This window comes from Nostoc sp. UIC 10630, assembly GCF_010747425.1.
Lineage (GTDB): Bacteria > Cyanobacteriota > Cyanobacteriia > Cyanobacteriales > Nostocaceae > Nostoc.
On sequence record NZ_JAAGOG010000023.1, the window covers coordinates 1 to 12,330 of the forward strand.

Annotated in this window: 9 protein-coding genes; 2 read left to right on the forward strand and 7 right to left on the reverse strand. The window is 42.2% G+C overall.

All coding sequences use genetic code 11. The annotated features are described in order from the left end of the window. A partial coding sequence (locus tag G1O98_RS08620) for a phage tail protein (RefSeq protein ID WP_345940536.1) occupies positions 1–1,070 on the forward strand: 1,070 nt, incomplete at its 5' end. Between the two features lie 80 nt (positions 1,071–1,150). Beyond that, the gene (locus G1O98_RS08625) at positions 1,151–2,350 is read left to right on the forward strand and encodes a DUF4159 domain-containing protein (RefSeq protein ID WP_163928440.1); all 1,200 of its coding nucleotides are present in this window, start codon (positions 1,151–1,153) and stop codon (positions 2,348–2,350) included. A gap of 404 nt (positions 2,351–2,754) precedes the next feature. Here the strand turns inward: G1O98_RS08625 and G1O98_RS08630 are convergent, their stop codons facing one another. From G1O98_RS08630 to G1O98_RS08660, 7 genes are all read right to left on the reverse strand, one after another. Further along, complete coding sequence (locus tag G1O98_RS08630) at positions 2,755–5,007, reverse strand: EAL domain-containing protein (RefSeq protein ID WP_163928441.1); 2,253 nt, start codon at positions 5,005–5,007, stop codon at positions 2,755–2,757. A 221-nt stretch (positions 5,008–5,228) separates the two neighbouring features. Next, positions 5,229–5,816: a tetratricopeptide repeat protein gene (locus tag G1O98_RS08635; RefSeq protein WP_243458380.1), complete on the reverse strand. Its 588-nt coding sequence runs from the start codon at positions 5,814–5,816 to the stop codon at positions 5,229–5,231. A gap of 420 nt (positions 5,817–6,236) precedes the next feature. Continuing rightward, a complete protein-coding gene (locus G1O98_RS08640; protein ID WP_163928442.1) occupies positions 6,237–7,031 on the reverse strand; it encodes a Tab2/Atab2 family RNA-binding protein in 795 nt (264 codons plus the stop codon). Positions 7,032–7,159: 128 nt separating this feature from the next. Further along, positions 7,160–7,429 carry a YciI family protein gene (locus G1O98_RS08645; protein ID WP_163928443.1) on the reverse strand — a complete coding sequence of 90 codons (270 nt, stop codon included), beginning with the start codon at positions 7,427–7,429 and terminating at the stop codon, positions 7,160–7,162. Between the two features lie 112 nt (positions 7,430–7,541). After that, positions 7,542–9,992, reverse strand: coding sequence for a phenylalanine--tRNA ligase subunit beta (gene pheT, locus G1O98_RS08650; protein ID WP_163928444.1), 2,451 nt, complete (start codon positions 9,990–9,992; stop codon positions 7,542–7,544). Between the two features lie 370 nt (positions 9,993–10,362). Next, a complete protein-coding gene (locus G1O98_RS40645; RefSeq protein ID WP_322745312.1) occupies positions 10,363–10,530 on the reverse strand; it encodes a type II toxin-antitoxin system VapB family antitoxin in 168 nt (55 codons plus the stop codon). Positions 10,531–10,927: 397 nt separating this feature from the next. Then, positions 10,928–12,313, reverse strand: coding sequence for a response regulator (locus tag G1O98_RS08660; protein ID WP_163928445.1), 1,386 nt, complete (start codon positions 12,311–12,313; stop codon positions 10,928–10,930). Positions 12,314–12,330: the final 17 nt, after the last annotated feature.

Consider the following 12,330-nt stretch of genomic DNA (forward strand, 5'->3'; position numbering starts at 1 on the left):
CCCCATTCCCCATTCCCCAATTCCCAATCCCTAATCCTATGGTTCAAAGTCGCTCTAGTCCGGCTGTAAGCATTCAATTAACACCAATGCAAATACCCGAAGCTTTACCTGTGGCGGGTTTAGGATTTGCAAATGCGGATATGGATGTAGCTGGACGTACTTTACTCTTGCATCCTGGGCATCCTAGCGAGATGATTGTGCAAGTGCAAAACTTAGAACAACGTCCTTTGCGGGTAAGCTTAAGTGTTGAGGGAAACTTTCCGTCCCAGTGGTGTCAAATTGGCACAGAGGGTAGTGAAATACCACCTCGTGGACAAATGGATGCTGTTCTCTACTTCTCAATTCCCGACACATTTTTTGAAGATCAAGAAGCAATTTCTCCTGGAACAAAAAACAAATTAACTCTCAATTTTCGCAGTCTAGTTACTTTACATATAGACCCAGGTACTGACAACGAACAAATCGAGAGAAGCGAGTATTTCGATTTATATATTCGTCCTTACACCGCCTATATGGAATTCTTGCCAATTTTATATCGAGAAGTAGACTTTATTGGTCGCTTCATGAAGATATTTGAGCAAGCTTTTCAACCAATAGTTGATAGTTACAATGTCATGTGGGCAAACCTCGATCCCTTGACAGCACCACAAGCATTACTACCATTTATGGCTCATTGGGTTGCTTGGCAAGTAGATTCAGTTTGGGATCTTCAGCAACAACGGCGTTTAATTCGTCGGGCTGTAGAACTTTATCGCTGGCGGGGAACTCGTAAAGGATTGCGTCTTTACTTGCATCTTTATACCGGTTTACCTTTAGATGAAGATTTACCTAATGAAGCTGATAAACATATTAGTATTACAGAACCTTTTGGCCCAAGTTTCATCATAGGAGATGCCCAATTAGGAAATGCTGTTTTAGCCGGCGGACAACCATATCATTTTATAGTACGTTTGCGTTCAAATATTTCTAGTGGCATCATTAATGAGCAACTTATCCAAAGAATCATAGAACAAGAAAAGCCTGCTTTCTGTACATACGAACTATCTATTGAAAATCCTTCTAGCCAATAAAATTGTAAACTTCTTCTCTTTGCACATCTGCCTGAGCTTTTCTTAATTTTGAATTTTGAATTTTGAATTTTTAATTATTTATGTCCCATCCTTTCCCACCCCCACCAATCAAATCTTTGGAACGCCTGCAAGCCGCAGACGGGTTACTAATCAATGCAGAACGCTGGCGCACAGCCCATGATTACCACCGAAATCGGCAAAATGCTCAATATCAAAGTTTAAACCAACCAGGAATTGTCTGTGGTTTAGGCGTTCGAGATGTGACAGCCCCAAGTCAAGTAGAAGCTAGATATCGAGATGGGCGTTGGGTGCAAATTCAACCTGGTATTGCAATTGATTTAGCAGGTAATCTCATTGTTGTACCGACTTCTTATGATTTTCCTATTGATATAGAAGTAGTCAGTTCTGAACCACTCATGATCTACTTAGTAGTTAGCTACGTAGACCCTGATGAATTGCGGCGTGGACAGCAAAGAGATATTGTTCAAGAAACTTATCGAATTGACCAAAGAAACTCCATACCAGTCAGTTCAGAAATTGAAATATGTCGGATACTTCTGCAACCAGGACATACTGAAATTACCCAACCTGCGGATGCTTTCTTTCCTGGATATAACAATATTGATTTACGTTATCGCCGTCAAGCGCAAATGCGTCCTCAAGCACTTGTGTGTATGGCGCAAGCAACTCATAGCGATCCTGAATGTGCGCGTAATTTTTTCAGCCTTTCGTATTTGTTGCAAGCAGTAGAACCCTTATATCCCAGTTTACGAGGGGCTGATGAACCAGGACAGGTTTCTTTAAGTGAAAATATCCAAGATTATGACCTACTTTATCTGACAGGTGGACAGGCTATATCTTTAAATAGTCTCGAATTTGAATCCCTCAAAAATTACTTAAATTTAGGCGGCGTGCTTCTCGTTGATGCACCAATAAATGCTAATGCTCTAATTGAGAGTACTCAAGCATTAGCACAACAGTTAGAAAGCCCTTTAAGACCTTTAGAAGAATTGCAACGGAGTCATCCTTTAAGGACAAAACCTTTCTTATTTGCTGCCTTGCCAATGGTTAATCAACAGCAAATTAAAATGTTAATCGGTGGCGGAATTATTTTAGTAATTGGTGATTTAGCAACCGCTTGGGGACTGGATAGAGATTTGAATTTACCCAGATTGACTATTCGTACAGCCCAAGAACTTGGAATTAATATTCTTCACTATGCTTGGAAGCGGCGACAGTTAATAGGTTTGCAACAGGAAGATAATTCAGGACAGTGGTGAGAGCCAAGTTAGTAGGGTGGGTATTGCTTTAAATAATATTGCACCTATTACACATTTTTTTGGCAATGCCTACTGGCGTGACAAGGTTAAATTGATGCAATAGGAAAATTCAATTATGTTTCTAAAATCTGAATATTTCCAAGATTTCTAATGCACTATTTTAGCCTTGACACGCCACTACCCTATAACCCAATACGCTTGGATTAAGGCTAAAACTCTTTGTCAAAGTCAATTATTTGAACCTACACGAGCAGAGGCTTACCGCAGGCTACCGCAATCGCGCAGCGTCTCGTAGAGAAGGACACAAAGAGAAGAAAGAAATGCTTAACTGACAGATTTGAACTTACGTAATACTTGAATTAACAAAAGCTATGTAGTACATTTGCCAACAGTGTATAGGCTAGCTATATCAACACCAATGGGCGAGGTGCTGCAATGCTATATCCCTGTGCGTAATCAATTCCTAGTGCCGTAATTCGCTCTAAAATTGCGTCATTCTCTACAAACTCAGCAATCGTCTTAATACCCATCACACTGCTAATGTGCGTCATTGCTGCCACGATCGCATTATCCACAGGATTATCGACAATGTTACGAATAAAGCTCCCGTCAATTTTGAGGTAATCCACAGGCAGAGACTTGAGATAGGCAAAGGACGACATCCCCACCCCAAAATCGTCTAACGCGAAGCGACAGCCCATCCGTTGAAGTGACTGAATGAATTGGTTGGCTTTGTTCAAGTTAGCGATCGCCACAGTTTCGGTAATCTCAAAGCAGATGCGCTGGGGTGAGATGGAGTATAGGGTAAACTGCTCATACAGAAAGTGAATGAACTGATCGTCGTTGATGCTAGAGCCAGAAAGGTTAATCGCATACATGATTTGTTGATCGCCAACAGCCCTTGTCCAATTCCTGAACAGAGTCCGAATCACCCAGCGATCGATCAGGTGCATCAAGTCGTAGCGTTCTGCTGCTGGAATAAACGTCATCGGCAACACTAAATTTCCCTTTTCATCCCGGAGCCGCAGCAGTACTTCATAATAGTTGCCGTTTTGAGCCGTCGGGGTGATTGCAGCAATGGGTTGAACATAGAGACAAAACCAATCACTATCCAAGGCTTGAGAAATGCGGCTAGCCCACTGCATCTCCCCGCGTTGTTGCAGTCTATCCTGGTCGTCAGTCTGAGCAACGTACACGCGATTGCGCCCCCGGTTCTTTGCGGTATAGCAAGCTAGGTCAGCCGTGCTGATAATCTCTGCAACACTCTCGCTATTCGTGTCGATACTGACTAAGCCGATACTTGCTCCAATTGAGAATACCTGCTCTTGCCAAACAAACCGGAACTCTTGAACACACGAAAGCAGCTCATTCGCAACTAGTAAAGCTTGCTCTAGTGTACACTGATTGAGCAATAGGCCAAATTCATCGCCCCCTAACCGTGCCAGTGTGTCAGTTTTCCGAATCTTCTGCTGCAATAGGATAGTAATTTGACGCAGCAATTTGTCTCCAGCCACATGACCACAGGTATCATTTACGATTTTGAAGTGATCGAGATCCAAATAACACAACGCATGAACCTCGTAGTCTAATTTGGTAAAACGTAATGCTTGTTCAATCCGCTGCTCAAACTCCTGGCGATTTACCAATCCGGTTAAGGCATCATGGCTTGCCTGCCAGAATAGCTGACGTGAAAACTCGCGGTTCTGAGTCACATCACGAAACACCATAACCCCGCCAATAACTTGTCCCTGACGATCGCGAATGGGGGAGGCTGAATCTTGAATCGCAACTTCTTGATTATTCTGATTAATTAAGACGGTATGGTTTGCTAGACTAACAGTTCGATTTTCCTGTAACGCTTGCTCAATTGGGTTCTGAACTTTATCCCCTGTCATTTCATGCACAATTCCAAAGACTTCTTCTAACAGCAACCCTTCTGCGGATGCTTCACTACATCCAAGCAGAGATTGTGCAACCGGATTGAGGTATTTAATTTTGCCAAAGGCATCTGTCGTCAGAACTGCATCTCCGATGGATTGCAATGTCACTTGGGCTAATTCTTTTTCTTGAAAAAGTGTTTCTTCGATTTGCTTGAAGTCTGTGATATCGTATCCCACCGATTGAAATTCCAAAAAGCATCCTTGCTCGTCAAATATCATTTGGTTACGCCACTTAGTCCAACACACCCGATCTCCCAGAAGCACACAATTCTCAATGATGACAACAGGATTATCAGCACTAATTAAAGCTACAAATTCAGCAACTCGCTGCCGATCTGCCTCCAAGATAATGGGTTGATCGGGGCTGCCGATCAGTTCCTCTGGCGATCGCCCATAATAAAGCGCAAAAGCTTGGTTGAAAAACGTCAGTGTGCCGTCTGGTAAATATCGGGCAATCACTTCAGTCTGATCTTCTACAATGGCACGGTAGCAAATCTCGCTTTGTTTGATCGCAATTTCTGCTTGCTTGAGTAAGCGAAGCTCGTCGTAGACATCGCTGATTTTCCGCTCTAGTTCTCGATTGGCTACCAACAGTCGTCCATAACTGGGGAAAGTAAGTGCCTTTGGTATCAACTCTCTCAACACAATATTTGTGTATAGCGATCCGAAAGCCGTGATGGCCTTGATGCAACTACTTAGCCAATGTTTATAAGCCAAGATGTGTACCTGTATTTTTGCAGTAGCTAAAAAACCTGTGAACGGTTACGACTAAAAGGTTGTTGGAAAAATTGTTAGCTGTGATTTTAGGCACTTCTTGATCCCACCTAACACCCCTAAAAAAGGGGAACCAGAATTAAAATCCCCCAATTTATCGGGGGATTTAGGGGGATCTAAAACGTTTTACTATCAACAACAGGACTTTTTAAACAACCTCTAAATTAATCTTCTGGATAAGTCTCCAGCAGACGCTGAAATACTTCTAAAGCTTGCAGATAAAGCGGCTCGGCTTGGTCATGGCGTCCTTGAGAATCATAAAGTGACGCTAGGTTGTTCATGCTGGTGACGACAGAAGGATGTTCTTCTCCCAGCAGCTGTTTTCTCTGTCCTAAAGCTTCCACTAACAACTCTTCGGCTTGGTCATAGCGTCCTTGATAATAGTAGAGTCCTGCTAACTTCTTCAGGCTGGTGGGGACAAAAGGATGTTGTTCTACCAGCAGCCGTTTTCTCTGTTCTAAAGCTTCCACCAACAACTCTTCGGCTTGGTCATAGCGTCCTTGATAATAGTAGAGTCCTGTTAGAATGTTCAACGTAGTGGGGACAGAAGAATGTTGTTCTCCCAGCAGCCATTTTCTCTGGTCTAAAGCTTCCACTAACAACTCTTTGGCTTGGTCATAGCGTCCTTGATAATAGTAGAGTCCTGCTAGGATTTTCAGGGTAGTCGCAACAGAAGAATGTTGTTCTCCCAGCAACCGTTTTCTCTGTCCTGAAGCTTGCAGATACAGCACTTCGCGATTCAGCTTGCTCATAGCTTCCTTGATAATAGTAGAGTTCTGCTAGCTCCTTCAGGCTGGTGGCAACAGAGAGATGTTCTTCTCCCAAACGGGTTTGCACCGTTTATCAACGTTGCTCAGACGAAACTGCTGCTATCAGCGCTCAACCCCTACTTACGTAGGATTACAGATATGTGTTTGATATTAAGTCTTGCCAAGGTTTGAGATGTATAATATGAGTGGATAAGGTTTGAATTAGTTACAAATATTATTTAAAAAGTTATAATATCTTCCCTTTCTTTGCGAGCATTTATATAGAGCAAATAGGCAAGAATAAGCGGACAAATATTTTTGGCAATTACAGCTATTTTCATCTATTTGAACCACATTTGTCGTAAGGGCAATTCATGAATTGCCCCTACAGCATGGTCTATTTACCTGAAAATTGCTGTAATATCAATCTTCTGCCCGCAATAACCAAAAGCCGCTATAAGTCATCCCGGAATCATCTGGTTGCACTAACAAAAAATGCAATCCTCGGCAATGCTTTTTTCGCTGTTGATATGTTTGGGCTGCTGTTGTAACTTCCGGATCTTCAAAAGTGGCAACAATCCACCTATCTACTAAGCCAGCCTCTAATACTAAGCCATCTGGTGCGCCAGAAATGTAGTTTAACGCCACAGGACGGGCTTGCTGTAACCACCGGGCTAGGCGCATCGATTGCCGTCCACCATAAATTACTACACCAGGGACGGGCACTGTTGACGCTAAACCCAAGTTGATGGGTTTAAGATGTTCTGGGATGTGCAAAATGGGAATGGGGCGATCGCTAAATCTCGTTTCTACATCACTAGCGGCTAGAGTCGCAAACCGCCATTGTTCTCCCCAGAGGTTCTCTGGTAATGGTGCTGGAGGTGGTTTATCTACCGTTGCGGGATATTGCTTTTCTTGTAACCACTGCTTCAGTGCCAAAGTGTGGCGCGTAGGTTCGACATTTATACTTAAATTGCGTCCAGCCGCCTCAATTAAGCTTAGAGACTGCGGACGAAACACCTGAATCACATCTGGCAATTTTTCACCTGCGGCTAGCTCAAGTTGAGCAGCAACCCAATTAGAATTTGCTGCTGACTGGAGACAGGTAGCTTCATACTCAAAGCTGCGAGTTGCGTCACAAATCAACAACTCCCATAAAATTTGTCCCGATGCATCTTGTGAGGGACGACGATAAAAATCAACCTGCCAAATTTTCATAAATTGGGAATCCCTTCGGCTTCTCTACGAGACGCTACACGAACGCTCAGGGCAAGTGGGAATTAGGAATGGGGAATTGGGAATGGGGGAGGAGAATTATAATCAATGCCCTATACCCCATACCCAATTTAAAAAGCCTGAATCCATTCTTTGACAGAATATTCAGTCCAGATGCCATTTTTCCAGTAGGGATCGTTTTCAATCAACTGGCGTACAGTGGCTTCGTCTTCGGCTTCGTAAATTCCAAAAACTTTTGTAACATCTTTGGTGGGGCCAATAGTAATCAGCACACCGGATTCTTTTTGTTTTGCTAATCCGTCTAAATGAGCTTGGCGGTGGGGGGTGCGTTTTTCAAGAACATCTTCGCAGTAAGTTCCCCAGAGTACATATTTAGGCATAACTTTACCAATTTTGGATTTTAGATTTTGGATTTTGTAGCCAGTAGGTTTAAGAGTGAGGAATTATTAACTCCTAACTCTTAACAAATGACCAATGACAAAGGACAAATGACTAACTTCTGAGATTTACGCCGAATTTTTCCACCAAGGCTTCGCGGACTTTATTGTGTACTGGTTCGACTTCAGCCTCAGTCAGAGTGCGATCGCTAGCCCGATAAACTAGGCGGAATGCTAAACTCCTCTGTCCTTCGGGGACATTTTCGCCGCGATATTCATCAAATAATTCCACCGATTCGAGCAAATCTTTACCCGCTTTGGTAATTACTTTTTCAATTTCGGAAACTGAGATTTTCACGGGTGCGAAAAACGCGATGTCGCGATCGCTGGCTGGATAGGTAGAATATGGCTGGAATGTTGGCACAAGAATTTCGTCTTGTCCTAGAGATTCTAAAAGCACATCTAGATCCAACTGGAAAACATAAACGGAATCTGGTAAACCTTTTTCTCGTCGCAATTGGGGATGGAGTTGTCCAAAAATACCCAGCCTATTACCCCGAATCCACAAAGAAGCGGTGCGTCCTGGATGTAACCGATTATCTCGGCAATCTGGTTGGAATTCTACCTCCAAGGCAAGCTGCCGAAATACACTTTCTAAAGTGCCTTTGGCTTCAAACCAAGTGACGGGTTCTTCGCGTCCACTTTTTGACCATTTGCCAATGGTGCGATCGCCTCCCATAATCCCAGCTAAGGCTTCTGTTTCTTGCAAACCGTCTTCTTCTCGCCAGAAAATTTGCCCGATTTCAAAGCCGTTTAGGGAACCATTACCCTGTTCTAAATTGTATTGAAAGGCATCAATCAACCCAGATAGCAAATCGTTTCGTAGTGCTGAATATTCGGCAAATAAAGGATTTGACAGTACTATCTGTCTGTCTTCTCCTGGTTTAACTAAAGAATAGTGGATTAATTCTGTCAATCCTTCAGCCCGGAGGAAAGCCCGTAACTTGCGAATCAGTTCCTCGTCTAAAGGCAGATAACCACCTTCCGATTTTTCTGGTAAAGTATCGCAGAATCGGTTGTAACCATAGAGACGGGCGATTTCTTCAATTAAATCAATTTCTCGCTCTAAGTCGCGGTAACGATAGGGTGGGACGGAAACTGACCATGTAGGTTGATGATTGCTATCTTCACCTGAAGGAGTCAACTGACATCCTAGTGCAGTCAGGATGCGCTCAACATCTTGTCCTTGGAGTTCACCTGTGTCCTCTCCCAAATCGATTGGCCCTAATATCTGATTAACTCGGTCTAAACGCAGTGCGATCGAACGACTCCAGGTAGAAGGATCGGGGCGAGTGTCGGCAATTTCCTGCTGGACAAGAATTCCACTAGCTAATTCGCTAATTAAGGATAAGGCGCGGCGATTAGCGATTTCCAACTCAGCGCGGTTAACTCCCCGTTCATATCTCCCAGAAGCCTCACTTCTTAAGCCTGCACTGCGCGAAGAACGGCGAATTGCCACGGAATCAAATAAAGCTGCTTCTAAAACTAGGCTTTGAGTCCCTTCATGGACTTCTGTTTCTTCTCCACCCATGACTCCCGCCAATGCAACGGGTCTATCATTAGCGGTAATTAACAAATTTTGGGTTGAGAGGGTGCGAGTTTGTCCATCTAGGGTTTTTAAAAATTCGCCATTATTAGCGAAACGAACGCCGATGGTTAAATTTTCGCTACTTGCAACAGATTTTAAGCGATCGCGGTCAAAGGCGTGCAATGGTTGTCCCCATTCCAACAAAACGTAGTTAGTAATATCCACCACATTACTTATAGGACGTACCCCAGCCGCCCGTAAACGCTGTTGCAACCATTCGGGGGATGGAGCAATTTTTACCTGTTCGATTACCGTACCGATGTATGCAGGACAAGCTTGTGTATCAGCAATTTTTAAAGTTAAATTTCCAGTATTTTTGCTAATAGAAACTTCACCAGGTTCAGGGATGCTCAATTTTCCACCAGTTAAAGCTGCGACTTCTCTGGCTACACCTACCATACTCAGAGCATCAGCGCGATTGGCAGTTGCAGTCAGGTCTAAAATTACATCATCTAGACCCAACAAAGGACGCACATCACTACCTAATGGTAAATTTTCCTGGGTAAAAATATGAATTCCGTCTACATCGGTGGGCAAGCCGAGTTCTTTTAAAGAACAAATCATGCCCTGAGAAGGGACACCACGGAGTTTTGCAGGTTTAATTTTTAAATCGATGTTGGGTAAGTAAGTACCCGTAGTTGCGATCGGTACATAGATATCTGCCTTCACATTGGCAGCGCCACAGACAATATTTAAAGTTTCACCTGCACCGATATCGACTTGGCAAACACTTAATTTATCGGCGTTGGGGTGGGGCTGACGCTCAAGCACTTTCCCTACAACCACGCCATTTGCCCAAGTGCGGCGATCTTCAATATCTTCTACCTCAAACCCCGCCATTGTCAGGGTTTCGGCTAATTCTTCTGGACTTAGTTTTATCTCTACTAGTTCGCGCAGCCAATTTAGAGAAATACGCATGGAGTGTGCTTGTTTTAGGAATCGTCTTTTGTTCTTATTTTAGGGTGCCTACTAGCGATCGATGGCTACTCATCCCGCTAGGCGTAACCTTTCACTTGAACAATCCTACTACGTTAGACTCGCAGAACAATCTCTCTTCCTAATCTTTTCTTGGTGTCTTGGTTTCTCTCAGAGGATATTTAACCAGTCAAATGTATGCTCGAAACCTCTCTTTTCGCAGGAGAAAAGCTTTTGGTGTTTCATATAATACTTTTAAAACATCCTTTTAGACCGGAGAGTGTAAAACATAAAAATGGAACCCACAATTGAACAGTTAAAGGCTTTCTACGATTTATGTGTGCGAGTAAGTAAGCTACTACAAACAATTGATCTAAGTAGGTACAAAACCTGAACGCAAAGAATAGTAGTGTTTGTATTCAATCGTACCAAATAGCTCCAAACTTTCCAGTTTCTTTTGATGCTGCATATACTCTCGTAATGTCTCTTCAATAACAGCGTCCTTAGTTGGATGACCACCAAGTTCGAGAGCTTCATTAATAAAGTTTTAGTCAATTTCTAGATTACTAAACCTCATCTATGTTGAAACCTAGAGTTTTTTAAAAGATATATTTATGTAGGTTGGGTGGAGTGAAACGCAACCCAACATTACCACCAAATTTTATGTTGGGTTACGCTATCGCTGCACCCAACCTACAAAATTACTACAAAACTACGGTTCTCAAGGTAGACGAGGTTTAGTACAACACGGCGGAAAGAAACCACCCATTCTAAATCAATCAAATGCTTACACTGTATTAATTTTTAATTTTTAATTCCGCCCACTGTCTCTTAAAAAACTATTGATTAATTCCAATTGAGAAGGAGTATCTTCAACAACCAAAACTGTAGCCATATTTATTTTTACTAGTTCAACATTATTAGATTTTGTGGTTAATTTAAGTCAAATGCATGAAGACTATTTTAAGTAATTCTGCGCGAGTAAATGGTTTAGTCAGATATCCAGATGCCCCAACCAATTTGGCTTTGACTTTATCTACAATTCCTTTATTACCAGTCACAAAAATAATGGGAGTCTTTTGAAATATCGAATTATTTCGTATAATACGGCACAACTCATAACCATCTATTCCTAGCATATTTAAATCCAACAAAATTAAGTCTGGTTTGTGCCTTATAATTGATAAAACGGCTTTTACTGGATCGTTAATAGTCACTACAGAAAAATTTTCATTTTCTAAGAAACGACTAATTTCTTTGAGAATTGTGGGGCTATCATCTACAGAAACGATTTTGTGGACTTTTTGTGCCGTTACAGTAGCATCTGTTACTTTTTGGGAAGCAGGATTTATGTTATTTGATATTGTTGGTTCCTGAAATTCTTCTTGGGGAGGAAGAGAAATCTGTGGTAATCGTGGAACAGGAGATATATTCTCTTCAGCAATATCAGGGTAAGAGTTGATGGTGCTATTTAGCTCTTTTGTGGTGTTCTCTATCTCTGGAATTATTTTTGAGAAAAGCGATTGCTCTTCAAATAGCTTTGGTAACTTATCAAATGGTGGATCGGGTTCATGCAAGATAATCGCACCATTAAGTATGTAAGGGTATAAATTGCGGGCTAATTGAATTTCATCTTGATTCAAAATTGTTGCCAGATGACACAAGCTGAAACCCTTCATCCAATTAATCAAATCTGGCTGAAGTTTTGGTAAATCTTTTTCCTCAATTTTGCTGTTAATCAACAGATATGGACGTTGATATGGAGAAGAGATTTGCGGAACAAAAGCTTGCCAATTCTGTAATCTTCCTTGACAACGTTCTAGAATCTTTTCTACATCTAGCCTACAAATTCTTGGCATTCTCTCAAGTGGTTCTGTTAATTCATAAGTACCTTCTTTAATAAGCAAAAATGATTCAATCACCTCTTTAACTAATTCTTGAATCAGCACTACTGCTTGTGTAGAATGTAGATGTTGTTGACTAACAAGCCAGGATATCGCCTGATATTCAGGAGGGTGGCTTCTGGAATTGCTGTCATATTCGAGTAACTGATTATGTGAGTCAGGTTCAAACATCAGACGGGCTTGAACCCGCACCTCGCTAGTAAGCATGGGAATTTGGTGGCTGAGGCGGCGCAAATGGCGTTCTAGTCGATCAAAAGGTTCTACTGAATGAGCCGCGTAAGTTATTTTACCCTGTTCTAAGCAAATTGACCAACGAACTGAGTTACTTAATGCTTGTAAACAAGTACTATCAAAGCAATTGGATAACTGTCTTAACAAACTTAGAGGACGTAGTTTGGTGAATGCGCCTGAGTTATTCATATTTTTCAAGTTTCTTG

What these genes read in the sequence shown, in the direction of transcription:
- G1O98_RS08635 (WP_243458380.1), bottom strand. Translation starts at nt 5,816, where the DNA reads ATGAGCAAGCTGAATCGCGAAGTGCTGTATCTGCAAGCTTCAGGACAG.
- pheT (WP_163928444.1), bottom strand. Translation starts at nt 9,992, where the DNA reads ATGCGTATTTCTCTAAATTGGCTGCGCGAACTAGTAGAGATAAAACTA.
- G1O98_RS08625 (WP_163928440.1), top strand. Translation starts at nt 1,151, where the DNA reads ATGTCCCATCCTTTCCCACCCCCACCAATCAAATCTTTGGAACGCCTG.
- G1O98_RS08640 (WP_163928442.1), bottom strand. Translation starts at nt 7,031, where the DNA reads ATGAAAATTTGGCAGGTTGATTTTTATCGTCGTCCCTCACAAGATGCA.
- G1O98_RS08660 (WP_163928445.1), bottom strand. Translation starts at nt 12,313, where the DNA reads ATGAATAACTCAGGCGCATTCACCAAACTACGTCCTCTAAGTTTGTTA.
- G1O98_RS08645 (WP_163928443.1), bottom strand. Translation starts at nt 7,429, where the DNA reads ATGCCTAAATATGTACTCTGGGGAACTTACTGCGAAGATGTTCTTGAA.